General features: G+C 67.0%; 12 protein-coding genes. 9 read left to right on the top strand and 3 right to left on the bottom strand.

Annotated features, from left to right (window positions below):
* Positions 1–25 precede the first annotated feature (25 nt).
* From ON37_RS01205 to ON37_RS01180, 6 genes are all read left to right on the top strand, one after another.
* The gene (locus ON37_RS01205) at positions 26–1,453 is read left to right on the top strand and encodes an ABC transporter substrate-binding protein (RefSeq protein WP_040715527.1); all 1,428 of its coding nucleotides are present in this window, start codon (positions 26–28) and stop codon (positions 1,451–1,453) included.
* Positions 1,450–2,316, top strand: coding sequence for an ABC transporter permease (locus ON37_RS01200; RefSeq protein ID WP_040715525.1), 867 nt, complete (start codon positions 1,450–1,452; stop codon positions 2,314–2,316). Before ON37_RS01205 ends, ON37_RS01200 begins: the two co-directional genes overlap by 4 nt.
* Positions 2,313–3,068: an ABC transporter ATP-binding protein gene (locus tag ON37_RS01195; RefSeq protein WP_040715523.1), complete on the top strand. Its 756-nt coding sequence runs from the start codon at positions 2,313–2,315 to the stop codon at positions 3,066–3,068. Before ON37_RS01200 ends, ON37_RS01195 begins: the two co-directional genes overlap by 4 nt.
* Positions 3,069–3,155: 87 nt before the next feature.
* A complete protein-coding gene (locus ON37_RS01190) occupies positions 3,156–5,855 on the top strand; it encodes a fumarate reductase/succinate dehydrogenase flavoprotein subunit (protein ID WP_040715521.1) in 2,700 nt (899 codons plus the stop codon).
* Between the two features lie 101 nt (positions 5,856–5,956).
* Positions 5,957–6,901, top strand: a complete 945-nt coding sequence (locus tag ON37_RS01185; RefSeq protein WP_083892626.1) for a helix-turn-helix transcriptional regulator — start codon at positions 5,957–5,959, stop codon at positions 6,899–6,901.
* Positions 6,862–7,620: a glucose 1-dehydrogenase gene (locus ON37_RS01180; RefSeq protein WP_040715519.1), complete on the top strand. Its 759-nt coding sequence runs from the start codon at positions 6,862–6,864 to the stop codon at positions 7,618–7,620. The genes ON37_RS01185 and ON37_RS01180 overlap by 40 nt, the downstream gene beginning before the upstream one ends.
* A gap of 32 nt (positions 7,621–7,652) precedes the next feature.
* Here the strand turns inward: ON37_RS01180 and ON37_RS01175 are convergent, their stop codons facing one another.
* The gene (locus tag ON37_RS01175; RefSeq protein WP_040715517.1) at positions 7,653–9,554 is read right to left on the bottom strand and encodes an ArnT family glycosyltransferase; all 1,902 of its coding nucleotides are present in this window, start codon (positions 9,552–9,554) and stop codon (positions 7,653–7,655) included.
* 579 nt (positions 9,555–10,133) lie between these two features.
* Between ON37_RS01175 and ON37_RS01170 the strand changes: the two genes are divergently transcribed.
* From ON37_RS01170 to ON37_RS01155, 3 genes are all read left to right on the top strand, one after another.
* Positions 10,134–10,406, top strand: coding sequence for a hypothetical protein (locus tag ON37_RS01170; RefSeq protein WP_157171320.1), 273 nt, complete (start codon positions 10,134–10,136; stop codon positions 10,404–10,406).
* A gap of 5 nt (positions 10,407–10,411) precedes the next feature.
* On the top strand, positions 10,412–11,833 hold the full coding sequence (locus ON37_RS01165) for a hypothetical protein (RefSeq protein ID WP_040715513.1): 1,422 nt from the start codon (positions 10,412–10,414) through the stop codon (positions 11,831–11,833).
* Positions 11,834–12,144: 311 nt separating this feature from the next.
* Positions 12,145–12,429, top strand: a complete 285-nt coding sequence (locus ON37_RS01155; protein ID WP_157171319.1) for a hypothetical protein — start codon at positions 12,145–12,147, stop codon at positions 12,427–12,429.
* 111 nt (positions 12,430–12,540) lie between these two features.
* On the opposite strand, the gene ON37_RS01150 is transcribed toward ON37_RS01155, so the two are convergent.
* Complete coding sequence (locus ON37_RS01150; protein WP_040715506.1) at positions 12,541–13,656, bottom strand: hypothetical protein; 1,116 nt, start codon at positions 13,654–13,656, stop codon at positions 12,541–12,543.
* 201 nt (positions 13,657–13,857) lie between these two features.
* Positions 13,858–14,490, bottom strand: a complete 633-nt coding sequence (locus ON37_RS01145; protein WP_051031028.1) for an SMI1/KNR4 family protein — start codon at positions 14,488–14,490, stop codon at positions 13,858–13,860.
* Between the last annotated feature and the right edge of the window lie 35 nt (positions 14,491–14,525).

Here is a 14,525-nt window from a genome sequence, read left to right as displayed (position 1 = left end):
TCGGCCCGATTTCGAGGAAATACCAATGAAGTACCGTCGTGCCCGCATCGCGGCCGCTGCCGCCCTGATCGCCGCCCTGGCGGCCGGCTGCTCGCTCGAGCAGACCGGATCCGGCAACACCGTCCGGGTGGTCGTCGGCTATCAGTCCAAAACGATCAACACCGTCACCGCCGGGACGCTGCTGCGAGCCAAGGGTTTCCTGGAGCAGCGGCTGAACGACCTGACCGCCAAGGGCGGCCCGAAATACCAGGTCGAATGGCAGGATTACGACACCGGCGCACCGATCACCGCGCAAATGGTCGCGGAGAAGATCGATATCGGTTCGATGGGCGATTATCCGCTGCTGATCAACGGATCCCGGACCTCGGCCGCCGAGCGTTCGGCCACCGAACTGGTCTCGATCACCGGATATCAGCCGCGCGGATCACTGAACATGATTGTCACGGCGCCGAATTCGACCGCCACCACCCTCTCGGATCTCGCCGGCAAGAAGGTGTCCGCCAGCGTCGGCTCCGCGGGGGACGGTACCTTGCGACAGGCCTTGACCCGCGCGAACATCGATCCGGCGCACGGTGTGGACGTCCTCAATCAGCAGCCGCAGATCGGCGCCTCCGCACTCGAATCCGGACAGGTTCAGGCGCTGTCGCAATTCGTCGCCTGGCCGGGCCTGCTGGTGTTCCAGAACAAGGCGAAGCTGCTCTACGACGGCGCCGAATTGAACGTGCCGACCTTCCACGGAGTCGTCGCACGACGTGACTATTCGAAATCCCATCCCGAGGTCCTCGATGCATTCCTGCAGGCGCAACTGGACGCCACCGATTTCCTGCACGCGAAACCACTCGAAGCCGCGCAGCTGGTCGCGGACAACTCCGGCCTGCCGGCGGAGGTCGTCTACCTCTACAACGGACCCGGGGGAACCTCGTTCGATACACCCTTGAAGCCCCAGCTGATTCAGGCTTTCAAAGGTGACGTGCCGTACCTGAAGTCGATCGGTGATTTCGCCGATTTCGATATCGACAAATTCGTCGACGACGCACCACTGCGCAAGGCCTTCGCCGAGCGCGGCGCGAATTACGACGCGGCGGTGGCGAATTTCGCCAACCCCGCGCCCGTCACGGGCACCGATCCGACCACCGGGAAGCCCGTCACCGACGTCGCCCTCGCCGGTGAGGTCTGGTTCGACGGTCAGCCCACCGCTCAACCCGCGGCGAACCCGACCGATCTGCTGCGCGCGGTGAAAAACGCGCGGGCACAAGGCAAGAAGATCCGCGCCGCGTACGTTCCCGATGCCGAGCTGGGCACGCGCTGGTTCGCCGACAAGGCCCAGTGGGTGCGCGAGGGTGACACGTACCTGCCCTTCATCACCCCGAGCGCGGTGCAGCGGTATCAGGCGCGCCACCCCGGCGCGGTCGCGGTGAGCTACGACCAGGCCATCGGAGAGGTGCGGCCATGAGCGTCACCACCGTGCCCGTCGACGCACCGGCCCCCGCCGTCTCCGCGCCGGCCACCGCAACCGCCGAGCGGAGCACCGGCGGGCGAGTGTGGCGTTCCCGCCTGGTGCGGGTGGCCTCGGTCCTCGCCGCGCTGGCCGCGTGGCAGTTACTGACCGCCAACCACATTCGGCTGTGGGTGCGCTTCGACACGCTGCCGACGGTGACCCGGATCCTGCATACGCTGCGGCAGCAGTTGCAGACCGACACCTACTGGCTCGATCTCGGGCAGTCCCTGATCCGCATTCTGAGCGGTTTCGGACTCGCCGCGGTGATCGGTGTCGCGACGGGTGTGGCGCTCGGCCGTTCCCGCTGGTTCGCCGATATCTTCGGCCCGCTGACCGAGCTGGCCCGCCCGATTCCGGCGATCGCGATCGTGCCGGTGGCGATCCTGCTGTTCCCGACCGACGAGGCCGGCATCGTCTTCATCACCTTCCTCGCGGCCTACTTCCCGATCATGGTGAGTACTCGACACGCGGTGCGGGCGTTGCCCACGATCTGGGAGGAATCGGTGCGCACCCTGGGCGGAACCCGCTGGGACGTGCTGATCCGGGTGATCCTGCCGGGCAGTCTGCCGGGTGTGTTCAGCGGGCTGTCGGTGGGGATCGGCGTGGCCTGGATCTGTGTGGTCTCGGCCGAGATGATCTCCGGACGCCTCGGCGTCGGCTACCGCACCTGGCAGGCCTACACGATCGTCGACTATCCCGCCGTCTTCGTCGGCATCATCACCATCGGCGTGCTGGGATTCGCCACCTCGGCGGCCATCGAATTACTGGGCCGCCGTGCCACCCGCTGGCTGCCCCGTGCCGGGGAGGCGGCGAAATGACCGGAGCGGCAATGGATCTGCGACTCGACTCGGTGGAGCTGCGCTACGGCGGCGCGCCGGTGCTGGCGGACCTGACCCTCGATATCCGTGCCGGGGAGATCCTGGTCCTCACCGGACCGTCGGGGTGCGGCAAGTCCACCGTGCTGCGCGCGCTGGCCGGGCTGCTGCCGCCGCGGTCGGGGCGGGCGCTCGCGGACGGCGCCGAGATCACCGGGCCCTCCCGCGATCGGGCGATGGTGTTCCAGGACAATGCCCTGCTGCCCTGGCGCACGGTACGGTCCAATATCGAACTGGCGCTGAAGTTGCGCGGCGAGCCGCGGGCGACCCGCCGGGCGCAAGCGCAGCGCTGGATCGAGGAGGTCGGGCTCACCGGGTTCGGCGACTATCTACCCAAGAGTCTTTCCGGCGGGATGCGCCAGCGCGTACAACTCGCGCGCGGGCTGGCGGGAGCGCCGCGTGCGGTGCTGATGGACGAGCCGTTCGGGGCGCTGGACACGCCGACCCGAATCACCATGCAGCGCCTGCTGATTCAGACCTGGCGGACCCATCCCACCACCATCGTCTTCGTCACCCACGACGTGGACGAGGCGTTGACCCTCGGCGATCGGGTCGCGGTACTCGGCGGCGCCGACCGCGCGCTGCGTTCGCTGATCCACGTGCCGAGTCCGCGGGTCGAGGATGTCGATCGCAGCGCCGAGCGCGCGGAAATCCTTGCTGCCCTGCATCATTCGCCGCGGGCGGCGGCTGCCTGAACCGGTCGCCGGCCGCGCCGGAACGTCGGCCGTCCGCCACCTGCCTGTCCCGCGGCCCCGACCATTCACCTCTCAGGAGTGTGCCCGATGAAGATTCCCGAGCTGTCCGAAACCGTGCGCCTGGACTGTGATGTCCTGGTGATCGGCGGTGGAACCGCCGGCACCATGGCCGCGCTGACCGCCGCCGAGAACGGGGCGAACGTCCTGCTGCTGGAGAAGGCGCACGTGCGACACTCCGGTGCGCTGGCCATGGGTATGGACGGCGTGAACAACGCCGTCATCCCCGGCAAGGCCGAACCGGAGGACTACGTCGCCGAGATCACCCGGGCCAACGACGGAATCGTCAACCAGCGCACGGTGTACCAGACCGCGACCCGCGGATTCGCCATGGTGCAGCGACTCGAGCGGTACGGCGTGAAATTCGAGAAGGACGCCTACGGCGAGTACGCGGTGCGCCGCGTGCACCGGTCCGGATCGTATGTGTTGCCGATGCCCGAGGGTAAGGATGTCAAGAAGGCGCTGTATCGCGTGCTGCGGCAACGCAAGATGCGCGAGAAGATCCGGATCGAGAACCGGCTCATGCCGGTGCGCGTGCTCACCGCCGGCGGGCGGGCGGTCGGTGCGGCCGCGCTGAACACCCGGACCGGTGAGTTCGTGGCCGTCGGCGCCAAGGCGGTCATTCTCGCGACCGGACCGTGCGGGCGGCTCGGGCTGCCGGCGTCGGGATACCTGTACGGCACCTACGAGAATCCGACCAACGCCGGCGACGGGTACGCGATGGCCTATCACGCCGGTGCGGAACTGTCGGGAATCGAATGCTTCCAGATCAATCCGCTGATCAAGGACTACAACGGCCCGGCCTGCGCCTATGTCGCCAATCCGTTCGGCGGATATCAGGTGAACGCACAGGGTGAGCGCTTCGTGGACTCCGACTACTGGTCCGGGCAGATGATGGCCGAGGTGAAGCGGGAGATCGAATCCGCACGCGGTCCGATCTACCTGAAGGTTTCGCATCTGCCCGAGGAGACGCTCGACGCGCTCGAGGGGATCCTGCACACCACCGAGCGGCCGACCCGCGGCACCTTCCACGCCAACCGCGGACACGACTACCGCACCCACGACATCGAGATGCACATCTCGGAAATCGGCTTGTGCAGTGGACATTCGGCGTCCGGGGTGTGGGTGGACGAACATGCCCGCACCACGGTGCCGGGGCTGTACGCGGCGGGCGATCTGGCGTGCGTGCCGCACAACTACATGATCGGGGCCTTCGTCTACGGCGACCTGGCCGGGGAGCACGCATCCTCGACGCTGGCCGACGTCGCTGCCCCGCAGGTCCTTCCGGACGACCAGCTGGCGGCCGCGCACGAACTGATCTACCGCCCGCTGCGGCATCCGGACGGGCCGCCGCAGCAGCAGGTCGAATACAAGCTGCGTCGCTTCGTCAACGACTACGTCGCACCGCCCAAGACGCAGACCAAGCTCTCACTCGCGGTCGAGACCTTCGAGCGGATGCGGCGGGAGATCGCGGAAATGGGCGCGGAAACCCCGCACCAGCTGATGCGCTGCCTCGAGGTCGCTTTCATTCGCGACTGCGCCGAGATGGCCGCCCGGTCCTCACTGACCCGCACCGAATCCCGGTGGGGCCTGTATCACGACCGCGCCGACCTGCCCGAACGCAACGACGAGGACTGGCGCTACCACCTGAATCTGCGTAAGGGCGCCGACGGTGCGATGGAATTCCTGAAGCGGCCGGTGGCTCCGTACTTCGTACCGGTGCCGGAATGGGAGGAACTGCCCGGCGCCGACCTGGAACCGATCGCCGTGGCTCAGCCGGAACTGATCGCCGGGCCGCCCCGCACCGGTGCGGCGAGCACCGCCGCACCCCGGCCGGGAATCACCATCCGCACGCCCGCCGACGATTCCGCGGCGCCCCGGATCGCGATTCTGCTCGGCCTGGACGCCCCGACGGTGGCCGAACTCCGCGACTATCTCGACGACGCCGACCCACGGGTCCGGGCCACGGCGCTGTCGGTGCTCACCGAGGGAACGCCGGACGGCTTCGCCGATGCCCTGATCGCCGCCCTCGGCGATTCCGACGCCGGGGTCCGCGCTGCGGCTGTCTCGGGCCTACGCGAACTCGTCGAAATACTGCCGCCCGCAACCGAATTGACCGCGCACGCCGAATCACCCGATCCCCTGGTCCGGGCCGCCGTGGTGGACCTGCTGCGCGCCCAGCGGCGCGGTTCGGCCGATCTGTTCGGCAAGGCCGTGGTCGACAGCGATCACCGCGTCCGGATCGAAGGGGTGCGCGCACTGGTGTCGCTGGACGACTGGTCGGCGCTCACCGCCGCGGCCTTCGACGAGAACCGCGAGGTCCGCGTGGCGGTCGCCCGGGGCCTGGCCGAGGTCGGAGCGGGCGGCGCCGATACGGTCCGCGCACTGGTCACCGACCGCGACCCGCTGGTCCGCGCCGCCGCGCTGGCGGCCCTGGCCCGGTTGGGCGATTCCGCCGACGCGTCGATTCTCGAAGCGGCGCTGCGCGATTCGGCCTGGCAGGTCCGCGAGGGCGGGGCCCGCGGCTGGGCCGGCCTCGGCCCCGAAGCCGCCGCCGCGGCCCTCGAGTCCGCCCTGACCGACCCGCACCCGGACGTCCGCAAGGCTTCTGTCCTGACCCTGTCCCATTGGCCCGACCACCCCGCCGTCCGCGACGCCCTCCAGGTCGTGCTCACGGATACCGATGCCGATGTCCGCGCCTACGCCCGCCGCACCCTGGAGGCGGCCTGAGCGCAGGGCGGCCGCGGAGGGCTGAAGTCCGGTCGAATCCGGAGGTTGCACAACCGGCCGCACCGGACTGAATCGCCCCGGTCACGGCGTTGTCCTCGGTCATGAGCAGTGAATCGGAGCGGCGGAGAGCTCAGCTGCGGGAATTCCTTCGCACTCGGCGGGAGCGGATCGGCCCGGCGGACGTCGGGCTCGCGGTTTCGGGGCGGCGGCGCACGCCGGGGTTGCGGCGGGAGGAGGTGGCGCAACTCGCTGGGGTCGGGGTGTCCTGGTACACCTGGCTCGAGCAAGGGCGCGACATCACGGTCTCGGGCGAGGTGCTCGACGCGATCGCGCGGGCGCTGCGATTCACCGAGCCGGAGCGAGCCCACCTGTATGTTCTGGCCGGTCTGAACCCGCCGCGGGCGGCCGGGTCTCGCGATGCCCAGGTCAGCGAGGAGCTGCGACGGCTGCTCGCGGTATGGTCGCCGCGGCCCGCGGTGCTGCGGGATCGGTACTGGAACATCTTGGCCATCAACGACGCGTCGCGAGATGCGTTCGGTTACGACTGCGACGACTACAACTGCCTCGTCTCGTTCTTCACCAATGCGCGGTATCGGGAGATGCACCTGCACTGGGCCGCCGCCGCGCCGGCGGTCGTCGCCGCCTACCGCGCGGATGCGGCCGGGGGCGGCGCCGAATTCGCCCGGTTGACCGCCGAACTCGCCACTGTCAGTAGTGAATTCGCCGAATTGTGGGCACGGCACGAGGTGGGCGCGCCGGTACAGGCGGTGCATGCGGTGCGGCATCCCGAGGTGGGCGATTTACTCTTCGACACCACCACGCTGATCGTCGCGGACCATCCCGAGTGGCAGCTCGTGCTGTACAACCCACGTCCGGGTACGGAGACCGAGCAGCGACTGAACCGGCTGTCCCGGGTCCGGCCCGTCGCACCGGCTCAGCCTGGTGGTGGCTGTCCCACGTTCGCTGCGCACTGGTTGCCGTCCGCGCCGCTCGGCAAGCTTTCGGCATGCAGCACAACAGATTCGACGGCAAAGTGGTACTCGTGACCGGCGGCACCAGCGGGATGGGGCTGGCGGCCGCGCGGCGGTTCCGGGACGAGGGCGGACGGGTGATCGTCACCGGGCGCGACCAGGCCCGATTGGCGGCGGCGGCCGAAGAACTCGGATCGGACGCCCTCGCGGTAGCGGCCGACGTATCGAACCCGGCCGATCTCGACGCGGTGTTCGACGCCGTCCGGCAGCGGTACGGCCGGCTGGACGTCCTCTTCGCCAATGCGGGAATCGGCTACTTCCCACCGACCGACACGGTGACCGAGGCCGACTTCGACCGAGTGGTGGGCATCAATTTCAAGGGGGTGTTCTTCACCGTTCAGAAGGCGATCCCGCTGCTGGCGAGGGATTCGGCCGTGGTCGTCAACGCCTCGTGGGCGCTGCATCGTGGCATGCCGTTCGGCTCGCTGTACGCGGCCACCAAGGCGGCGGTACACAATCTGGCGCGCACCCTGGCCGCGGAGCTGGGCGCCCTGGGCATTCGGGTGAATTCGGTGAGCCCCGGCTATATCGACACACCCGCACTGCGATCCGAACTTCCCGCCGCCGCACAGGCCGCGCTGCCCGGCGAGATCGTCGCGGGACGAATCGGCGCCGCCGAGGAGGTCGCCGCGGCGGTCGCCTTCCTCGCCTCGTCCGAGGCGTCCTACATCACCGGCCAGGATCTTCTCGTCGACGGCGGTCTCGTCCATCTGGTTCCGAACGCCGCGAACTGATTTCACCGGCGCGCGTCCCGGCGCCGGACGCTTCAGCCGCGCTTCGGTGGGGCCGGCGCGCAGGCGTACGCCCGCACCGAATCTCCGCCCGGGAGAAGCCTGCAATGCCGTCCGATCCACTGCACGCGTGGGTCGGCCGACGGCGTGACGAGGGCGAGACCGACATCGCCGTGTGCCACCATGGCGGCGAGCTGTTCGACGGAGATCACCGGTGCGGTGCCGGTGAAACCGCCGATGACGGGGACTTCGATCCCGGCGGTGAAGATGAAGGGCGCCGCGATCATCGAGGTCGAGGCGATCAGCGGATAGCGCGCGCCGGGCGCGGTGTGCCGAAGCTCCGACAGCAGGTTCGGCGCCTCCCGAAATGCCTCGCCCTGCGCCTTCTGACTGATGGCGCTGGTGGCGCCGGATTCGAAGGGCATATCGAGCGAGCCGTAGTTGTCGGCCACCAGCGCCGACGAGGCCGCGGCGGGCGCGGCCAGTACCGCGGCGAGCAGCAGAGCCGACGGCAGCACCATCCGCCGCGACCCGGCGACGGTCGCATCCGATTCGGCGAATCGAGTCGGCGATGCCTGCAGTAGCGCCGCGCCCGCGCACAAGGCCAGCGCGACCCCGGATGTCGCCCATCGCACGGCAGGCGGCGCGGGTGCCAGCAACAGGCATCCGTACGCGAGGGTGACCAGCACCGCGCACCAGGTCGCCCACAGCACGGCCGGGCGGGACAGCGCGCGCAAGTATTCGACGAAACCGAGGCCCAGCAGTGCGGCCACCGCCGGCGTGAGGACCGCCAGGTAGTAGGGGTTCACCGTGCCGACCACCAGGAAAACGACCGAGTGGATCAGCAACCAACCACCCCACATTCCGACCGCCGCGGTCCGCAGATCGGTGCGGCCCCAGCGGCGAGCCATGATCGCCAGCGCGATCAGCGCGAACACCGCCAGCGGAACGAGCCATCCGGCATCACGGCCGCCACCTCCGGTGAACAGGTGGTCGAGGCGATTGTCCGGGCCGAGTACCAGCGCGGCACGATAGCTCTGTCCCTTGCCGTTACCGAAACTTCCCGCGCCGACATCGAAGGCCGGGTCGGCGCGATCGGCCGCGTTGTACAGAAAGACCTGCTCGTACAGCGAATTGCCGTGGCTACCATCGGCATACGGGCGCTGGGCGGCCGGAACGAGTTGCACCGCGCTCATCCAGACGAGCGAGACCACCAGTGTGACCAGTCCGAAGATCGCCGTAGCGCGAATCCGTTGCCGCAACAGGTCTCTCGGTGCGGTGACGACCAGGACCACCGCGAATAACGCTACCGGCAACCACGCCTGCACCATCTTCACCTGGAAGGCCGCACCAGCGAGTATTCCCGCGTACACCGCATCGGCTCGGCGGCCGTTCTCGATCAACGCCAGCACGCGATCCGCCAACAGCACCAGCAGCAGCACCAGCAACGCGTCGGGCAGGTTGCCCCGTCCCAGCGCGACCGTCACCGGCACCACCGCCGCCACCAGCGCCGCGACCGTCCCGGCCACCGGCCCGCGCACGCGGCGCACCATGTGATACAGCACCAGAATCGTCAGCACGCCCTCGATCACCTGCGGCAGCACCACTGCCCAGGTGTGCGGGCCGAAAAGCCACACCGACAGCGCCTGCGGCCAGAGCGCGCCGGGGAGCTTGTCGATCCCGAGGCGAGCTTCGGGGTCGAAGGCTCCGAAGACGAAGTTGTGCACCGACATCGACATCGAGCGTGCGGCGGCCGCGTAATACAGATGCGGCACTTGGTGCGTGATCCCCCACGCGTAGCTCAGCGCGGCCCCGGCCGCGATCAGCAACAGCACCGGCCGCGCCCAACCCGGCTGGTCGGCCGGGGAACGCCAGAACCGCAGCCACCGAACGGACTCGGCGAGATTGCTGCGGGCATCGGTGCGAGCGGTCGGCACAGTTCAATATCGGCTGGCCCCCGGGCGCTGGTCAATCGAATTGTTCCGATTCCCACAACCCGGCCGTCGGCGCTGCGCGCGAGCCGGTTCCCGACGCGGCCCGACTCAGAAAAGTTCGGGCTGGCATGTACTCCCAGCGCCAGGCCGCAGCCGGGTGCACGGTCACGTACAGAGCGAACGCGCAGACGCGGCGCAGCAGCACGGGCGAGGGGTAGTTCGGGTCGGATCGCGAGCCGTGCCGAATCGCTTCCGACGCACGGCTTTCGGCCTGTTTACAGCCAGACGGCCGTGGTCCGACGCGGAGATGCTCCCGAGCCTCGCGGCTACACCATCACCAGCCTCGGGCATTGCTATCTGCCGGCATCTATCGCCTACTGGCAAACGCGCTGGAAGACCCCTCCTCGTCCGGACGGTGGAACTGGGGGAGACGCAGGTGCGTCGTCCAAGCGGCAGCGGCTCGATCGCGCGTGCGGGCACTGACGATTGTCGGAATCTACTGGTAATCTCCGGAGCACCAGGAGGGGGGCGACCATGACGTTCGAAGTAGGCCCGGACGGTTTACGGGCAGCCGGTGGGGCGGTGGCACTGCTACCGACGGATATCGATAACGCGCCGAAGCTCGATGCCGATCCGGTAGCGAAATCGCTCGCGGGCCTCGCGGTCGGTGCCGAGCTGGCCAAGTCCAACGCGGCTAGTGTTCAGGCGAAAGACCTCCTGAAGGCGCGGTTCAACGAGTTCTCGGCCTTGCTGGTGGTGTGCGCCGACAACTTTCACGGCAACGACCAGGAAGCAGCCCAGCGCATCGCCGCCGTGGCGGATCTCAATTCCGGCGACCCGCACTCGGGGAGGTAGATATCGTGCCGACTCCGAAAGAAGTACTGGCACTGGATACCTCGGGATTGCAGGGAGTCGCCGACCGGGCCACTCGGATCGCCGACGCGATTGTCAAAGCGGCGGGGGCCATGCACACCACGATCCACGACGACTTGGCCTGGCAGGGTGCGGCGGCCCGAGCCGCCGGTGACAAGGCCGACCGCGAACAGACCCAGATGCGAGCGATCGCGACCGCCTACGACGACCTCAGCGCGGCCTGTGCCGGTGCCGCGAGGGACCTCCAATACCCCGTCGCGGAGATCAAGGCCATCTTTCAGAACTATGTCGTGCCACCGGTCGCGGTGGCAGATGACTGGAGCGTCACCGGCATCGACGATCCTGATTCCGAAGCGGGCGTGCAGCTTTCACGTTTGCCCGGGTTGGTGGCGAGCTTGCAAGCCGCGGACGCGCAATGGGGCGCCAAGATTGCCGCTGCCAACAGCGAGCTGGCGAGGATGGCACCCGCGACCACGCTGACAGCGGTCAAAGTCGCCGACGACAGCTTCAAGTCCACGGATGCCCGGGCCGATCCCGATCGGCTCCGCACTTCCGCTGCGGCGTTTCAGCAGATTTTCGGACGGCCGCCGACCAGTGCTTCCGATTGGAGTACGGCGGAGGTCCTCAACCCGAAGAGTTATACGCCGGAATTTCAGGGTGTCGGACCCGAGATTCGCGTCGTCCGAATCCAACCTGTTCCCGGCCAGGGTGTGGTTCGAGCGTCGCAGTACATTGAGCAACGGGACGTCACCGATCCGGACCTGAACCCATTTCATAGAAATCCCGGTGCGCGTGACTTGGGAAACAATCGCACAGCCGACCCGAACTTCGACCCTGAACATACCAAGGTCACGACATACATCGACTACGAGAACGGGATTGTTGTCATGCGGCAGAACCCTTCTGTCCGCGAGAATCATGACGGAAGCCCGGGCGAAGTCAAAGTCGGAGTCCCGGAAGGGAAAGTCTGGCAGAACCCCGATGGATCGGTGCGAATCCAATACGAGTCCGGTAATCCATTGCCGCCGGAAGTGCTTACCAAGCCGCCAGGGGCCGATGGCCACCACGTTACGGTCAACGGAGACTTGGTGTTCCAGCCTGGGCCGAACGGAGTTCAAGTGAACGGTACGCGCACGGACTACCCGTCGTTGGAGGTCTATCAGGACACTCCCGACGGTCGTGCGCGGACCATCGCATTGGACCCTGCCCAGTCCGGGAGCTCGCTCGGCCCGGCGACGAATCTGCCGTTTCACCACGACATCGGTGTGGGTGGTCTTGCGTTCGCTCCGTTCTCCGAGTGGAACAACCAGTACGACGTACCAGGAAACCCGAAACCGTCCACACCGTTCGGTCCGGTCACGGCTCCACCCAGCGTCCCGGTCCAGCCGGTACCAACCGGGACGGCCTGATGGCGCGCGTACCGTCGGCGGACGACACCCACTTCTGGGCCTTTGCCACCTGGAGCCTCGTGGGATTCTTCGGGCTGCAAGTGATATTGATGGGGATCGCGGCCCTGATTTCGAACTCGGGCTCTGATGCTACGTATGTGGGCTCATTTACGGCTGCTTCGATAGCCGGGACCATCCTGACACTGCTGTTGCGGTGGAAAACGCGCGGTGCCGGCCGTGGCGTTGCTCTCGCTGCGGCTACGACAGCCGGGATCTGGATTGTTTCGACTGCCGTCAGCTGTTACCTGATTGTGGTGGGGTACTAGCGTCCGATGAAATCAGAACGCTCCGGTATGCAACAGGGACGCGGCGCTTGGCATGGCCCAATATCGTTTCGTAGTGCTGCGATTTTCCTCACGCTGAACGTGATGCCCTTCTTTTTCTATCCGTATCTGATCCTCGTCCTCGTCGTGGTGTACGCGATTGAAGTGATCGCGGCGGCTGTGCTGTGTGCCTGCGGTGGCCGCGCCCGGCAGTGGGGTACGGGAATTGCAGCCGCCCTACTGGGCGCTGCAGTTTGTTTCTTCGTAATGCCGCTGTGGATGCAGTACGTTTGAGCCTGCGCCGGGGCGCACCGAACCCGCGTCCCTTGGATCCGGTCGATGGAACCCATCGAAGTCGCCACGCTCCGCACAGCTGTATGGGCAAGGTCAGCGCGCGAGCGGCGTCTACACCTCGGCGGCTGGGCCGTTGGACGGGGGTGAGTGTCGGGCGGCAGCATCGAGTTGATCGCGGAGGGTCGATATCACCGTATCTCGGGACGTTTTTTCGAGGTTGGCGACGCGGGCGGTGAGTACATTGATCAGAACAATGGCAGGCGTGAGTATCGGTGAAACATCAACTCCTATAACGACTTCCGGTGGCTTTGTCACGATCACCGGTTCCAGCTCCGTGAGGCCGGCAAGTACGTTATTGAGCGCCTGACCCGGATTGTCGGGGTCATCGAGCGCTGTTGCCGTGTCCAGGAGGAGGTTGCCGACGCGGCTCGCGTGTTCGGTGAGACCGACTTGGGCGGGGGGACCGATAGCGAATCGGTCGTCGTCCGCGAGCACGCGGTCGGCTCGGATCTGAAGCGCCCCAGCGTGACCGGACCGGGTGGTTATCGCGACGTTGATTCCGGTCGGCCTACCCGCTTCGTCCCACAGGGGTACGTCGTCATCGTCGGTTTGCGGGACGGAGGCCAGATCTTGGACGGCGGATCGGTCGATGATGCCGCCGACTAGCGGCATCCAGATTCCGGTTATGTCGTGCGGTGCGCTCCCGTTCAACACGACGGTCCATTTGCCCGCCGTGAGAGCTATTTGGCCGAAGATGTCGTAGTCGTCGGATATCTCTGACATATCGGCGGAAGCCAGGGGTGCGATAGCCCGAATGGCGTCGGCGAGGGCATCGGGACTGAGTGTGTCGACGATGTCGACCGCGAACGCGCCGCCCTGGTCCGGGTTGGCCCAGTCGATGTCCCGGTCGAGGCGAATCCACCTGTCTGCGAGCTGACTGATCTGGCGGGGCGCTCGTAGCGCCCACCAGTCGACGTCACCGCGCACAGCACTGGTGGTCGGCGACGCGAGAAATTCCGCTTGGTCCCAGCCATAGTTGTCCTTGATCGTGCCGGACGCGTACCCATTCGTGGTGAGGACGAAGTCGCCGGTGACAGTGCCGAATGTGGTGGAGTATGCCGCTGAGACCCCGATGATCCCGCTCTCCGTGAGCCGGTCCGCAGCCTCGAGGAGTGCTTCCGAAGGAGAGCTGACGATTGATTGCCAATCCGGAAGATCGTTGGACACGCATTCTCCTCATTGGTCTTCGTTGCACTGTGTTCGAGCCCAAGACCGATACCCACGCACCTGTTCCATGTGACGGGAAGGTACGCATGCCGACGATGGCACCGGTCGCGGAAAGATGTGCCTGATGCGTTGCTCACCAACATTTCCCGATCCAGATGGCCCACCAGCCGACGATCAGGGGACATCCTCGTCCCACTCGGGTCAGCTCTCGGTGATGGGAAACATGTCAGCGTATGGATCGGGCTCGCCGGTCTGCGGGTCCAGGCCGGCCAGAAGCCGTCGATGTTGCTCACGCCAGCTGACGAAGGTGTCAGTCCGGTTCCAGAGCGACGCATCGCTCAGCGGGCAGGATTCGAACTGGCCCAGCATCATTCGAGTGATGAACTGGACCATGCCGCACTCGAACAGGGCCCACGGCGACTCGCCCCACGAGACGTGCCGCCGCCAGGCTACGACTGGCCAATTGTCCGGTTCGGGGTCGTTCATGAGCCAAGCCATCTCGTTGGCGTTCATTCCTGAGCCCCAAGGCAGCACGGCATCAGCACCCAGCGTCACGCCGGGGACACCTCCGTCGCTGTCCCAGAGCCTGCGCAAACCGGCCGTGTGACTGCCGATGTGAGTCCCCTCCCGCCTGGGCACGTCACTCGGCAATGGAGGCAGAATGACGAGCTCTCCGATATCGCCTACGCCGTAGGTGTCCAGCAGTGCCTTGTAGTCGCGCGGAAGCCTGGTACCGAGCAAAGCCTCGGCTGCCGTCCAGTCGAGCCGCTCGCCGCCCGCAAAATCGGCTGGCACAAGATCGAGCAACACGGCTACATCGGGGTGAACGCCCATGGTGAATCCCTTTCGCAATCAGCGACAAGGCACGT

This window comes from Nocardia veterana NBRC 100344 (assembly GCF_000308855.1).
Taxonomy (GTDB): Bacteria; Actinomycetota; Actinomycetes; order Mycobacteriales; family Mycobacteriaceae; genus Nocardia; species Nocardia veterana.
This window is presented reverse-complemented; position numbering and strand designations above follow the sequence as displayed.